The organism is Nocardia sp. NPDC020380 (genome assembly GCF_044386975.1).
Lineage (GTDB): Bacteria > Actinomycetota > Actinomycetes > Mycobacteriales > Mycobacteriaceae > Nocardia.
In genome coordinates, this window is record NZ_JBIRVQ010000003.1 from 398,049 (window position 1) to 411,447 (window position 13,399).

Below are 13,399 nucleotides of genomic sequence, written 5' to 3' on the forward strand. Positions count from 1 at the left end.
GATCACCAGAGCCTGTTCGGAGTGATTGCGAGCGGGGATCGGCGCATGGGCGGGCATGCGCGATCGGGAATCAGCCGAGCGCATCGAGCGTCCAGGCCGATTCGTGACGGGTGAAACCGATGTGCGGGTAGTAGTCGGTGGCGGCCGGCGCCGAGAGGAGCACGATCTTGGCCCGCGGCGCCGCTTCCCGGGTGGCCTTGATCAGGTCGCGTCCCACGCCGCGACGCTGGAATTCGACGTCGACGGCGATATCGCTGAGGTAGGTCACGTAGGCGCCGTCGGTGAGCGAGCGGGCGATGCCGATCAACCGGTCATCGATGCGGGCGGTGATGAAAAGGTTTGCGCCCGCGAGCATCCGGGCGAACCGGTCGCGATCGTCGACCGGGCGCCGGTCGGCCAGGGTCGAGGCCCGGTACAGCGCGGCCACTTCGTCGACGTCGAGCGCGGCGCCGACGACGGACTCACATTTCCACATGACTACCTAGCTCCTTGTCGAGAATTTCCAGCCGGGATCTCAAATGCGTGCGGTTGCCGAGGAATCGTTGCGGGCTCAATTGCTCCGGCGCGACGGTGACATCGCGGGCGGCGAGCGCGGCGGCCAGGCTCGACCCGGTCTCCCAGGCGGCGGCGGACGCCGCCTGGACCAGGCGGTACGCCTCCTCGCGGTGGGCGCCACCGGCGACCAGGTCGAGGAACACCTCCGAGCTGTAGATCAGCCCGTGGGTCGCGTCGATATTGCGTGCCATTCGATCCGGGAAGATCCGCAGTCCCTCGAGAAGGTCTGTGGCCGAGGTCAATTGGTAGTGGGCGACGGTCAGGCTGTCCGGCAGGATGACCCGTTCCACGGAGGAGTGCGCCAGGTCGCGCTCGTGCCAGAGGGCGATGTTCTCCAGGGCCGCACCGGCATTCGCCCGCAGAATGCGGGACAGGCCGCACAGCCGTTCGCTGGTGGTGGGGTTGCGTTTGTGCGGCATCGCGCTGGAACCCTGGTAGGCGCTGGTTCTGGGTTCCTCCACCTCCGCGATCTCGGTGCGCTGCAGCATTCGCATCTCCTGGGCGAATTGCTCGACCACCGCACCGGTTTCGGCCAGTGCGCTGAGCAGTTGGGCGTGGCGGTCCCGGGCGACCACCTGGGTCGGCATCGGCTCGATGCCCAGACCCAGTGCGGCGCAGACGAATTCCTCCACATAGGGCGGAATGTGGGAGTAGGTGCCGACCGGGCCGGAGAGGGTGCCCACGGCGACCGCGCTGCGGGCCGCGGTGAGCCGGGTCAGGCCGCGATGCATGGCGTGGGCGTAGACGGCGAGCTTGTGCCCGAAGGTCGTGGGCTCGGCGTGCACGCCGTGGGTACGAGCGATGCAGGGGGTGTCCCAGTGCTCGAATGCCCGCTGCACCAAGGCTTTCAGGAAAGCGCGGGCGGCATCGAACACTAGGGCGCAGGAACGGTCCAGGATGTGACCCAGGGCGGTGTCGACCACGTCATAGCTGGTCAGGCCGTGGTGTACCCAGCGTGCCGAGTCCGGCGGCATCGTCTCCGTGTAAGCGGCGAGGAAGGCGAGGATCTCGTGGTCACGGGTGTGTTCGAGCTCGCGGACCCGGCCGGGCGCGGGAACGGGGGCCCGCCGGATGATGTCGAGGTCGGCCGCGGGCACGATGTTCAGCTCGGCGTGCGCGGTGCTGGCCAGCACTTCGACCCGGACCCAGGTGGCGTATTTGAATTCCTCCGTCCAGAGCGCGGCCATTTCCGGGCGTGAGTAGCGTTCGATCAACTCTGGTTCTCCTGTGGCTACGCCGCCGGTGTGGGGTTCCGTACCGATCCCGGTTCGGCGAGCCGCGGCAGCGGACCGCGGCCGGGCCGGGAGCGGGACCAGGGCCGATGCCCCGGGTTCGCGCCCGGTGTCGTGGGGTCGGTACGAGCGGCGGTGCTCGACGTTCTGGGCGCGGAATACCAAGCGGCGAGGGCGCGCTCGACGGTTTCGTGCCGCCCGTGCGGCGGATCCTCGTCGAGGCAGCGCTGTCTCGCGTAGAGCCGGACGAGATCGTGGTAGGCGAAGCGGATGCCGTTGCCTTTGACGAACCCGGCGTCGAGCAGGTGGTGTGCGGCCACCTGTTCCAGGAGTTCCTCGGTGCGGTCCTCGGGCAAGTCCAGCGCCGCGGCCGCGACATGAACCTGGAACGAGGGCATTTCGAGGAGGCTCAGCAGGCGGAAGGCCCGGCGGGCCGGGGCATCCAGGGCCCGGTAGCTGACCTCGAGACTGCTGCGCACGCTCAGGTCGCCTGCCACCAGTTCATCCAGCCGGCGGGATTCGGGAGCGAGTCGGTCGACGAGTTGCGCCAGTCGCCAATGCGGCCGGGCGAGCAGTCGCGCGGCCACGATCCGGATGGCGAGCGGGAGTTGACCGCAGAGCGCGGCCAGGTCGCCGGCCACGCGTTCCTCGGCCGCCACCCGGTCCGGTCCGATGATGCGGGCCAGGATGTCCACCGATTCCCGCGGTGACAGCAGGCCGAAACGGACGTGATGCGCGCTGTCCAGGGTCGGCAGCATCTGCAGACTGGAGACCAGCAGTGCGCTGGTCGGCGCGGCCGGGATGAGCGGACGGACCTGGGCCTCGCTGACCGCGCCGTCGAGGACCATGAGTACTCGCCTGTGGGACAACAGGTTTCGATACAGCGCGCTGAGCGCGCCGAGGTCCGCGGGAACCGCAGCAGGACGGATTCCCAAGGCGCCGACCACTTCTCGGAGGATATCGACCGGTTCGCGTGGTACACCGGCCTCCTGTAGCTCGATGAACAGTTGGCCGTCGGGGAAGTGGCCGCTGACCGCGTGGGCGACACGGACTGCCAGGGTGGTCTTGCCGACTCCAGCGGGACCGTGCAGAGCGACGATCCGAGGAGTGCTCTCGTCACCGCTGTTCGCGTCCCGTATGGCGGTCAGTGCGCGCGTGACCTCTTGTTCGATGTCGTGGCGCATGAACTCCGCGTGGCTGGGCGGGAGGGTGAAGGGCGACTTGGCAGCCCGTTCGCCACGCTGCGGGGGTGTGTCGAACCGCGGTTTCGCGAGGGTGTTCGGTGCGGCCAGGATCTGCCGCTGGAGTGCGCGCAGTTCTTCGCTGGGCTCGACGCCGAGTTCGTCGGCGAACAGCTGCCTGACCTCCTGGTAGGCGGCGAGGGCGTCGGCCTGTCTGCCCGCGCGGAACAGGGCCACCATCAGCTGCCGCCAAGCCGATTCCCGGAAGGGGTGTTCGGAGACCAGCGACCGCAGCCGGGGCAGCACATCCGCGTGCCGGCCGACCGCCATTTCGGCTTCCGCCCATTGTTCGGTCGCGTTCAGCCAGCGTTCGACGAGCGCGGCGCCGTCGCCTTGTTTGAGATAGTCCGAGGAGATATCGACCAGCGGAGTGCCTCGCGATTCGCTCATCGCCGCTCGCAAGAGGCGGGCGCGGTCGTGCGGTTCGGTGGCCTGTTCCGCCCGGTCCAGCAGGGTGTCGAAGCGGCCGAGATCCACCTGGTCCGCCGCCACCACGATGGCGTAGCCCGCGGAGCGGCTGACCAGGCGTTCGGCGCCGAGCGCCTTGCGGAGCCTGGCGATATATCCCTGGAGCGTCTTCCGCGCGGTGGCCGGCGGATTACTGCCCCAGAGCTGCTGGATCAATTCCTCGGCCGTTATCACGCGATTGGCTTGGAGCAGCAGCGTGGCCAATACGACTCGATGTTTGGCCCGCGGGATTTCGATAATGTGCCCGTTGTGCCTGACTGTCAGCGGACCGAAGAGTTCGAACTGTAAATCGTCCTGCATCCCACTCTCGTTCTTCCGGCAGCTGACCAGGAAATATTCAAGATTTATCGTTGCGTATCTTGATCACGTCGTGCTCGGCGAGTTCGGTAAGGAGTTCGGCGACGTCCTGGGTGGCCGATTCTTTATCGATATCGTATTCTCCGGCGACCAGGAGCCCGATATCGTGCACGGTTCGGGTGCCGTCTATTTGGCGCCAGATGAACGCCGCCGACTCGGTCAGTTCGTAAAAGTGCTGGTAGCCACCCACGATCGTCTTGCCGCCGTGGATCCGGATCTTCACGTTCAAGGGCAGTGCGGCGATAGCTTCCGGGCCCACCGAGCCTGCATTTTCTGCTGCCATCAGACGGACACCTCCATGGAGATTCGCTGACAGACGGCGATGGTTTCCTCTACCCATTTCCGTGGGTTGTCGGGGTCGAAGGTGCGCATGGTTTCGACTGCCCAATAGTCGGTGAAGGGAAGAATTTCCGGATCCAGGATCTGCATGCGCCGCGCTCGCCATTTCGGCCACAGGCTCCCGAATTGCCCCTGGCTGGCCTGGAGGGCGTCCACGGCGTGGCTGAACGCATTCTTGGTCGAGATCACCGCGCTGTGCAGATCACCCCGCGCGACCTGGCCGGCGGCATCTTCGGTGTAGCTGTCCGCCTGCCGCAGCGAGTTCACCACCAGCACCGACCGGTGCGCCGAGTCCGCGAGCACCGAGCGAGTGCGCTCGAGCCAGGCGCCGTCATCGGCCGGTGCGGCATACGGGAGGCGTTCCAGCAGGGCGATCTCGTGGTGACTGAGCGTGCGCCACGCACCCTTGTCGGCGGTGAACTGCTCACGCGACACCTTCGCCGTCACCTGCTCCACCTGCGCGGCAGTCCAGTACTCGATATCCCACCGGCGGTCGTCGACGAAGGTGATCTCGTACTGGAGCGAGTTCGGTTCCAGCGCAACATGATTGGTCTCGCCGATCGAGCTGACCCACGGTTCCCTGGTCACCACGAGGACATCGAGGTCACTGGTCGGATTTCCCCAGCCGCGAATCAGCGAGCCGCTCGCGATGACCGTGTCGTAGGCGGCGGGCAGCAGCTCTCTCGTGCGCAGCTCGCCGATCACATTCGAAAGATCAAACGACATTAAGATAAGTCTCCCTGATCGTTACTGATCCGAATCTTCAGGGGATTTCACCCGAAACCAGCTGGGCAGCACCCAGAAACCACACGCCCCTCGCGCGTGGTTTTTACACTCCCACCTGGATTTTTCGGTGGAATTACACTCCCCTGCACGGATTTTCGGTGTTTTTCCGACCACTCATGCTCATGTTAATCAGACGTTCACCAGTTTGTCATGCGGGCCGACTGTGAGGTAGGTCACATGGATTGTGAATCCTGTTGGTACGCCCCATGTTCCGCGCCATCACCGAGCGTTCGAGGGGTGATGACCTGCGACATGAGAGGATGAGATGCCAGGCGCTGCAATGTATTTCGATAATTCGTATCAGCAGAACGCCGGATCCACGAGGGATAGAAGAAAATTCGGCCGCCGGTGTCGAGTTAGCCTGTCCAGCAGCCGAAACGGCTACACCGAACGCGTTGCCGGAAAGTCGCGCAGCCCCCGGATCCGGCTCATCAGCAGGATCACCACCGATAACGCCAGCAGACCGGTCATCATCCAGATCGCCTGGCGGACACCGAACACGGTGCCGAGCCCACCGGCGAGCACACCACCGAGCGGAACCACCCCGACGGTGACCATGGCCATGCTGGCATTGATCCGGCCCAGCAGCTCGGGCGGACAGTACTGCTGCCGGAAGGTATTGATGATGACATTCGATGCGACGCCTCCGATTTCGATCGCCAGCACGCCGGCCACATACCAGACCAACCCGAACCCCGCCCCGGTCAACGGAATGAGCAGCCCCATCGGCACAGTCGCCGCCTGCAGCAGCACAACAGCACGCGCAGAACCGAATCTGCCCGAAATCCTCCCGGCCAGCACGGCCCCGATAGCCCCACCCCCCGAGGACAGCGCAAGCACCACCCCCACCGTGCCCGCCCCCGCACCGACGTCCCGCACCAGGAACAGCACCGAAATCGAGGTGAACCCCATGAGCGCGATATTCACAGCAGCGCTGTAACACACCAGCACCCGCAGATACGGATCCCGCACCACGAACCGGAGCCCCTCACCGATCTCCTTCCGCAGCCCACCCCGCCCCGTCACCGCAGGCCGCGGCTCCTCCGCCCGGATCCCCCACAGACAGACGGCAGATACCCCGAAACTGAGCGCATCGACCACCAGCCCCGACACCGCCCCGAAAACGCTGGCCAGCACCCCACCCAACCCCGGCCCGACAACCTGCACCGTCGCCTCACTGCCGTACAACCGCGAATTCGCCGCCATCAACTCATCACCGGGCACCAGCGACGGCAGATAAGCCCGATACGCCGTAGTGAAGAACACCTTGGCACACCCCCCGACAGCAGCCACCACGAACAACTGCCCAACCGTGAGCACCCCGAACCACGCAGCAACCGGAACAGTCATCACCGCCACCAACGACACAACGTCGCACCACAGCATCACGGGCCGCCGAGCCAGCCGATCAACCCAAGCCCCCGCCGGCAACCCGATAACCAACCAAGGCAGCCAAGCAACAGACGTAAGCAACCCAACAGTAAAAGTTCCCGCCCCCAACGTCACCACCATCACCAACGGCAACGCCACAGTAGACACATTGCTCCCCAGCAAACTGACCGTCTGCCCCAACCACAACAAGCGAAAGTCCCGCCCCGACACAACTTTTCGCGCTATCGAAAGATCACTGGTCGACTGCCCTGTCATGCACCCACACTAGGCATGCCCGCCGCAACCCAGTAGCCCTTGCTTCCATCCCGCAGCTCAGGTACCGTTGAAATCCAATTATGCACTGCGACAACATGTTCGGGACCTTCAGCGCTTGCTTGACCCGCTTGACCGCACTCGTACTGCACGGAATATTGCGCCTCGGGCGAACTGCCCCTTGACTTGAAGCGTGCTTCAAGTTGGAGGGTGGGTGCATGAAGATTCATCACCTCAACTGTGGTTCGGTTCGTGTGATCGAGCCGACTTATGAAGGTTTGGAGCCGGCGCATTCGGTGAACCATTGCCTGTTGGTCGAGACGGATTCGGATGGGCTGGTGCTCGTCGAGACGGGGCTCGGGCTGGGGGATGTGCGGGATCCGGATACGGTGCTGGGCCGGGCGTGGGTCGAGATTTCGCAGCCGGTGCTGGCGGAGGCGGAGACCGCGATTCGGCAGGTGGAGGGGCTCGGGTTCGCCATCCTGCACGAGCCGGTTTCCGGATCACTGGTGCCGGATCCCGCGCAGGCGACGTTGCCATTGCGAAAGGTGGTGGCGCCGTTCGTCGAAGCGGGCAACCTCCGCGGGGCGGCGGGCGCGCTGCTGCGCACATTGAACGGTGAGCAGGTCTATGCCGACCTCCCACCGGCGCAGCTCGAACGCATGCTGGGCAATGCGGAAATCCTGCTGGGCATCGACCTCCGCGGGCTCTCGGCAATCGAGGTGGCGATCACCGAGCCGCAGGTCCCGCTGACGATCGTGCACGGCACCGACTCCCCGGAGTACCTCACCGCCGGTGCGCGGGGCCTTGCGGGCATGCTCGGCAAGGAGCCGATAACGCTGCCCGGCGCGCATGTTCCGCAGCTCACGCATCCGGCGGCGGTGGCCGATCTCATTCGCCGAGTCGCACCGCCTGCTTGAAGTCCGGGCATTCGACCAGCGGGTCGTGAGTGCAGGTGGCGGCGTGGCGCAGGCTGGCACGCATCCTGGTGAGCTGGGCGATCTGTTCGTCCAGCTCATCGGCCTTCTGTGTCGTCGGGCCGGGCGATCAGGAAGCGGGCGATCTCGGCGATGGTGAAGCCGGAGTCGCGCGCGCAGGCGATCAATGCGAGGCGGTCCAGCACGCTCGCTTCGTAGGTGCGGCGCAAGCCGTTTCGCCCGGCCGGGCTGATGAGGCCGCGCTTCTCGTAGAACCGCAAGGCCGAGGGCGCGAGTTGCGAACGCGCGGCCACATCGGCGATATCCAGCAGCATCTCGGTCGTCGATGCCCTTTCTGACTTGAAGCGTGCTTCAAGTCAGAGCATAGCCGCGGCGGCGCTACTCGGTGTCGATGCGTCCGATCGGATCGGAGGTCTGCGCAAGGTCGGATTGCAGTTGTTTCCATGCGGCGCTGTCGATTCCGAGGGCGCTGCGGAGGTAGGCCAGCGCGGCCCGGCGGATGAGGGCGACCCGCTCGGGGCTCTCGTCGGTGGTGTCGGTGGCCTTGTAGCCGTGGATACCGCCGAGCGAGTGCTCGGCGCCGAAGACGGTGAGCAGGCTGTCGGCACCGGGTGCGTGGTTGTAGACATCGGTGAACCAGTCGGGACCGCGGGTCGTGAGCGCGGACTGGTCGTGATCGCCCGCGACCACGAGGGTCGGCGTGGACAGGCCGCTGAAGTCGGGGCTCATGAAAGAGAAGTGTTCCCTGGCGAACTCGGACAGGTTGTCACCGCCGATACCCGTATTGGCCAGCAGCACACCGGCTTTCACGCGGGCATCGGTCAGGTCGGGACCGGGTTGCCCGTCCGCGCCGAGCACGCGTGCGCCGAGCAGCATGCCGACGGTCTGGCCGCCCCAGGAGTGTCCGGCGACGGCGATGCGGTCGCGGTCGATGCGATCGGCGAGCCCGGGTACAGCGGCCACGACATGGTCGAGCTCGTCGAGTACTCGCACCACATCCCGGACTCGGATGCGCCAGATGTCGGGGTAGCGAGGATCCGCGGGCGTGATGCCGAGCGTCTGCGAATCCAGGAATGTCGGCTGGATGACGACGAATCCGTTCCCGGCCCAGAAGTCGACCAGCGGGTCATAGGAAGACATCGACTGGCCGAAACCGTGCGCGAACACGAGCACCGGCAGATCCGTGCCGGACGCGGGCGCCGACACTCGCAGTTGCAGGTCGTCACCGCGCTCCGGCGCAGGCAGGACAACCGGTTTGACGCTGATGATCGGCGCGGTCAGCGCCGGAACGGCACTCGGGGCGAGCGTGAGCGATGCGGGCATGGGTAGCTTCCCTTCGAACGTGCGGAGCGCGGCTGCCGATGGGGTCGGTCACCGGCTAGACTCTTGAAACGGAGCACTGTTCCGAATATACGGAGCAGCGTTCCGCTTGACAAGTGCACCCGCCAGAAAGGAACGCCGCGTGACCACAGGCGACGAGCCGACCACCGCGAATCCGGCCAAACGCGCCGACGCGCGCAGGAACGAGAAGGCCCTGCTCGATGCCGCCGCAGCGGTTTTCGTCACCGACGGCGTGAACGTGCCCGTGCGCCGGATCGCCGCCGAGGCCGACGTCGGCATGGGCACCATCTACCGCCACTTCCCCACCCGCGCGGACCTCGTCGCCGCCGTCTACCGCCACCAGATCGACGCCTGCGCCGAGGCCGGGCCCACCCTGCTCGCGACGACAGGTTCACCGTTCACCGCACTACAGCAATGGGTGAACCTGTTCGCCGACTTCCTGACCACCAAGCACGGCCTCGCCGCCGCCATGCGCGACGACCCGGCCGGCTTCACGGCCCTGCACACCCTGTTCCTCGATCGCCTGCTGCCGGTACTCGACGACATCCTCACCGCCGGGCGCGACGCGGGTGAGATCACGGCCGAGTTCAGCGCCTACCAACTGATGCGCGCCATCGGCGACATCTGTGCGGGCGCAGAGCGAGCCGACCCGGACTACGATGCCCGCCTCACCCTCCGGCTGATGCTCGATGGATGCCGGGGATAGCTCCGGCGGCCGCTGAGCGCTCAACACGGTGACGAGAGCCGTTGGGGCCTGGTCGATTTCGAAGTCCCGCTCGGCGGTACGGTGGGCGATCGCCGTCCGCTGATCGTCGGTCAGAGACGTGTCCACTCTCATGCCCGGCGCCCACCGTCGACCGACAGCGCGATGCCGGTGATGTAGGACGCGGCATCGGAGCAGAGCCAAACCGCTGCTGACGCAGCCTCTTCCGGTGCGGCGAGGCGGCCGAGTGGCGTGATCGCCGCCTGCCGCTCCGGCATGTCGGTGCCGGCCGCCACGCTGTCGAATCCGGGCGTCAGAGTCGGTCCGGGGCAGACGGCATTGACTCGAATGTTCTTCGGCGCGTGGTCGACCGCGGCGACCTTGGTCAGCCCGACGATGCCGTGCTTGGCGGCCACGTAGGCGGGTGCGTTCGGGATGGCGTACAGGCCGCCGTTGGAGGCGATATTGACGATCGCGCCGCCGCCTTCGAGCAAGGGCAGCTCGTACTTCATGCACAGGAAGGTTCCGGCCAGGTTGACGTGGACCACGCGCTCGAACTCGTCCAGGGTCATCCGGTCGAGTTGCTTGTGGTGCGAGGCCATTCCGGCATTGTTCACGGCGAAGTCGAGGCCGCCGAGCGCTTCGACCGTGCGCTCGACGGCGGTCCGCACCGAGTCCTCGTCACCGATGTCGACGGTGACGGTCAGGGCTTCGCCGCCCTCTTTCTCGATAAGCGCGGCGGTTTCGGCCGCCGCGTGCTCATCGATATCGAGTACGGCGACCGCCGCGCAGGTTCGGGCGAAGGCGAGCGCGGTCGCGCGGCCGATGCCGCTCCCCGCGCCGGTGATCAGTCCCGCCTTGCGGGTTTCGCCGCTCATGCCAGCGGCTCGTGGTTCGCCCAGGCGACCCGGTACGGGTACCGCGACTGCCAGCGATCGATCACCTCGTGCACGCCGGGTGCGCCGAACGCCTTCGCGAGCGCGTCGATATCGGGCACGGCGACCCGCACGATCGCGGTCGCGATCAAGGCCGGAATGGCCTCTTCGCCGGGAATCCGGAGGTGCCGGCGCGCCTCGACCGATTGCACCGATCCGCTGTCCAGCATGACCTGTTCGATATCCTCTAGGTATCGATCGAGGTCTTCGCCAGGGATAGGCCCATTGAAGGAAACGATCATCGTATGGTGGATCATGCAGCAATTCTCGATCGCACCCACCAGCAGTGTCCAAGACCTGTTCGATATTCGGCGATAACCTGTAGGCATGGTTGAACTGGAGACCCGCGAGCTCGAGTACTTCATCGCGGTGGCCGACGAGCTGCATTTCGGCCGGGCCGCCACCCGCCTCTCGATCGCACAACCGGCGCTCTCGAAAGCGATCCAGCGCATCGAAACCCGGCTCGGCGTAACGCTGTTCGTGCGTTCCAGCCGGCACGTCGAACTCACCCCGGCCGGAGCGGCGTTGCAGGAACACGGACGGCACGCCCTCAACGCCGTCAGCGCCGCCGTCCGCAATGCCCGCCGCGCCGGAGACCTCGATCCCCACCTCCGGCTCGTGCTCAAACCCGGCGGCGACGCCGGTCTACTGTCCGGCATCCTGGCCGAGTACTCCCAGCAGCCCGCGGCCCAGCGCGTGGACATCCTGTTCAGCGGCCCCGCCGACCGCACCGACTTCCTGCTCGACGGCCGCGCCGACGTCGGCCTGCTCTATGCCCCCTTCGACAACCTCGACGGCCTGGCCTACGAGACCCTGCACACCGAAGACCGCGTGGCCATCCTCCCGGCCAGCCACCGCCTGGCCGCACAGCCGGGAGTCCGGATGTCCGACCTGACGGGTGAAACCCTCCCGCGCTGGAAGGGAATCCCCGCCGGCGGCGGCGAGGGCACCGGCCCCGAGGTAGCCGATGTGGTTCAGCTACTCCACATGATCGCGGTGGGCCGGATGATCGGTGTACTCCCCCGCTCCCTGGTCGACCCGGCTCCGCCCGGACTGGTCTGCCTCCCGGTAATCGACGCGCCCCCGAGCCATCTCGTGCTCGCCTGGAACGAGCAGGACGATCGCCCCCTCGTCGCGTCCTTCGTGGCCGCGGCCCGCCGAGCCCTCCGCACGGCCTGATCGATCCGGCCGACCGCGGATCGGGTTACTCCGCAACCCTTCCCGCACCCTCGGCGGCAAGGGTTTTCGCGGTGTAGGGCAGTCCTTGGCCGATCCCCCAGTTCTCCGCGATGCGGCCGTTGTCGATGCGGAAGATCTCGATCATCGTCGGTTCCGGGGCGTCCGCCGCGAGGGGGACTCCTTCGACGGTCGAACGGACCGCCACCCGATCCCCGTCGACCAGAACATCCTGGGCGACCACGCGGATATCGGGGAATTGCGCGACGAGGCTGCGCCAGGCGTTCTTGCCCGCCTCGAATCCCGTGCTGCCGAGCGGGTGGCTGAAGCAGTCCGGGGTGTGCAGGTCGTCGGCGGCATCGAATTGCCGGGTGTTGAAGCAGTGGTGGAGTTGCCGCACGAGAGTTCCGGCGTCGTTCGTGGCCATGACTATGTCCTCCTGAGATGACCGTTCAGCCCCCGTGAGCGGCGCAATCCACTAAACGGTGCGCCGCCCCGGTTACCGGATCGAGCATACGGGGCGGCGACCCGGTTATGCTAGGGCCACGATGTCTCGCCAACTCCCCGAACACGATCCCGCCGCATCGCCCGCGGCCCACCGCAGCGGCCGGGCATTGCGGGCCGATGCGCGCCGCAATCGCGAGCGCGTACTGCAGACCGCACAGCAGTTGTTCGCCCAGGAAGGACTGAGCGTCTCACTCGATGAGATCGCGCGGCGGGCCGGCGTGGGACCCGGGACGGTGCATCGGCACTTTCCATCCAAAGAAGCGCTGTACCTGGCGGTTTCGATCGACCAGCTGGAGCGTCTGGTGGCCGAGGCGGCAGCGTTGGCGGCCGGCGAGGATCCCGCGGCCGTGTTCACGCTGCTGTCGCGCATGATGGCCAATGGGGCCGAGAATTCCACGGTGAAGAGCGCGCTCACCGCCGCCGAGTTCGATTTGCGCACTGCCGCACCGGATGTGGCGGCGGACCTCACCGGCTATGTCACCGAGCTGCTCGATCGCGCGCGGACGGCCGGTCTCGTGCGCGCGGATGTCACTCCCGGCGAGGTGATGGCACTGGTGGCCGGCGCCTTCGCGGCGATCCAGCACGCCGAGGCGCAGACCGACCCGGCGCGGGCGGCGCGCATCGGCGGGATCATCCTCGACGGGATACGAGCCGGATCCCGTTGAGGGCCGGGCGTTCCCGCTAGCGTTCGCCGCGGTCGGCGGCGATGAATTCGTCGATGCAGGCGACGATCGCGAGGGTGAGGGGGATGTCGGGGTGGTAGATCTCGACGCCGTATGTGTCGCGGATGCGGAACCATTTGCGGGAGGTCTCGGCCACCACGCCGCGGGGACCTTCGAGGACGTAGTTCTTTTCGATGAGATCGCCACGGGCGGTCCAGTGTTCGCCGTCGGCGAGGGTGATGGTGAAGCTGTGCCGTAGCGGGCTGAAGAGCTTCTTGCGGACGGTGGCCGCGTGCCTGCCGCCGGACTCGACGATTCTGGTGTCGCGCAGGGCGATCAGCTTCTTGTGGGCGGCGGCGTATACCTCTCCGCGGGGGCCCTTCAGCTGGAAGGATCTACGGAACGTGAGCACCTTGCCATCTACGAGGAAGGCTCTGTTCCCCGCTCCGTCGGTAATCCAGTAGTCGTCGCCGAGGCTGAACACCCGATGCCGCATCACATATCGCACCCCGCCC

At 66.6% G+C, this 13,399-nt stretch carries 16 protein-coding genes; 4 read left to right on the top strand and 12 right to left on the bottom strand.

Features of this window, described 5'->3' with window-relative positions; genetic code table 11:
* Window positions 1-70: 70 nt before the first annotated feature.
* The 6 genes from ACH438_RS09335 to ACH438_RS09360 all read right to left on the bottom strand — a co-directional run bounded on the left by ACH438_RS09335 (window position 71) and on the right by ACH438_RS09360 (window position 6,625).
* Entirely contained in the window at window positions 71-475 is a 405-nt protein-coding gene (locus ACH438_RS09335; protein ID WP_397003037.1) for a GNAT family N-acetyltransferase, read from the bottom strand.
* Window positions 462-1,769, bottom strand: coding sequence for an adenylosuccinate lyase (gene purB, locus ACH438_RS09340; protein ID WP_397003039.1), 1,308 nt, complete (start codon window positions 1,767-1,769; stop codon window positions 462-464). Before purB ends, ACH438_RS09335 begins: the two co-directional genes overlap by 14 nt.
* A 17-nt stretch (window positions 1,770-1,786) precedes the next feature.
* Complete coding sequence (locus ACH438_RS09345; RefSeq protein ID WP_397003041.1) at window positions 1,787-3,796, bottom strand: BTAD domain-containing putative transcriptional regulator; 2,010 nt, start codon at window positions 3,794-3,796, stop codon at window positions 1,787-1,789.
* Window positions 3,797-3,833: 37 nt separating this feature from the next.
* Window positions 3,834-4,136, bottom strand: coding sequence for a PqqD family protein (locus ACH438_RS09350; protein WP_397003043.1), 303 nt, complete (start codon window positions 4,134-4,136; stop codon window positions 3,834-3,836).
* The gene (locus tag ACH438_RS09355; RefSeq protein WP_397003045.1) at window positions 4,136-4,918 is read right to left on the bottom strand and encodes a hypothetical protein; all 783 of its coding nucleotides are present in this window, start codon (window positions 4,916-4,918) and stop codon (window positions 4,136-4,138) included. The genes ACH438_RS09350 and ACH438_RS09355 overlap by 1 nt, the downstream gene beginning before the upstream one ends.
* A 441-nt stretch (window positions 4,919-5,359) precedes the next feature.
* Window positions 5,360-6,625 (bottom strand): MFS transporter, encoded by a 1,266-nt coding sequence (locus ACH438_RS09360; protein ID WP_397003047.1) that lies wholly within the window; start codon window positions 6,623-6,625, stop codon window positions 5,360-5,362.
* 308 nt (window positions 6,626-6,933) lie between these two features.
* On the opposite strand from ACH438_RS09360, the gene ACH438_RS09365 reads away from it, so the two are divergent.
* Complete coding sequence (locus tag ACH438_RS09365) at window positions 6,934-7,542, top strand: hypothetical protein (protein WP_397003049.1); 609 nt, start codon at window positions 6,934-6,936, stop codon at window positions 7,540-7,542.
* A gap of 95 nt (window positions 7,543-7,637) precedes the next feature.
* On the opposite strand, the gene ACH438_RS09370 is transcribed toward ACH438_RS09365, so the two are convergent.
* Together ACH438_RS09370 and ACH438_RS09375 are read right to left on the bottom strand one after the other, a co-directional pair.
* Entirely contained in the window at window positions 7,638-7,874 is a 237-nt protein-coding gene (locus tag ACH438_RS09370; protein ID WP_397003051.1) for a MerR family transcriptional regulator, read from the bottom strand.
* Window positions 7,875-7,938: 64 nt separating this feature from the next.
* Entirely contained in the window at window positions 7,939-8,883 is a 945-nt protein-coding gene (locus tag ACH438_RS09375; protein ID WP_397003053.1) for an alpha/beta hydrolase family protein, read from the bottom strand.
* 139 nt (window positions 8,884-9,022) lie between these two features.
* Here ACH438_RS09375 and ACH438_RS09380 point away from each other — a divergent pair, with 139 nt between their 5' ends.
* Window positions 9,023-9,607, top strand: a complete 585-nt coding sequence (locus ACH438_RS09380) for a TetR/AcrR family transcriptional regulator (RefSeq protein ID WP_397003055.1) — start codon at window positions 9,023-9,025, stop codon at window positions 9,605-9,607.
* Between the two features lie 128 nt (window positions 9,608-9,735).
* Here the strand turns inward: ACH438_RS09380 and ACH438_RS09385 are convergent, their stop codons facing one another.
* Entirely contained in the window at window positions 9,736-10,482 is a 747-nt protein-coding gene (locus ACH438_RS09385; RefSeq protein ID WP_397003057.1) for an SDR family NAD(P)-dependent oxidoreductase, read from the bottom strand.
* Window positions 10,479-10,796 (bottom strand): hypothetical protein, encoded by a 318-nt coding sequence (locus tag ACH438_RS09390; RefSeq protein ID WP_397003059.1) that lies wholly within the window; start codon window positions 10,794-10,796, stop codon window positions 10,479-10,481. The genes ACH438_RS09385 and ACH438_RS09390 overlap by 4 nt, the downstream gene beginning before the upstream one ends.
* A 70-nt stretch (window positions 10,797-10,866) precedes the next feature.
* Between ACH438_RS09390 and ACH438_RS09395 the strand changes: the two genes are divergently transcribed.
* Window positions 10,867-11,718 (top strand): LysR family transcriptional regulator, encoded by an 852-nt coding sequence (locus tag ACH438_RS09395; RefSeq protein ID WP_397003062.1) that lies wholly within the window; start codon window positions 10,867-10,869, stop codon window positions 11,716-11,718.
* 25 nt (window positions 11,719-11,743) lie between these two features.
* Here ACH438_RS09395 and ACH438_RS09400 read toward each other — a convergent pair whose 3' ends face one another.
* The gene (locus ACH438_RS09400; protein WP_397003064.1) at window positions 11,744-12,142 is read right to left on the bottom strand and encodes an ester cyclase; all 399 of its coding nucleotides are present in this window, start codon (window positions 12,140-12,142) and stop codon (window positions 11,744-11,746) included.
* Window positions 12,143-12,263: 121 nt separating this feature from the next.
* Between ACH438_RS09400 and ACH438_RS09405 the strand changes: the two genes are divergently transcribed.
* Complete coding sequence (locus tag ACH438_RS09405) at window positions 12,264-12,887, top strand: TetR family transcriptional regulator (RefSeq protein WP_397003066.1); 624 nt, start codon at window positions 12,264-12,266, stop codon at window positions 12,885-12,887.
* 16 nt (window positions 12,888-12,903) lie between these two features.
* On the opposite strand, the gene ACH438_RS09410 is transcribed toward ACH438_RS09405, so the two are convergent.
* Window positions 12,904-13,392: an LURP-one-related/scramblase family protein gene (locus tag ACH438_RS09410; protein ID WP_397003068.1), complete on the bottom strand. Its 489-nt coding sequence runs from the start codon at window positions 13,390-13,392 to the stop codon at window positions 12,904-12,906.
* Window positions 13,393-13,399: the final 7 nt, after the last annotated feature.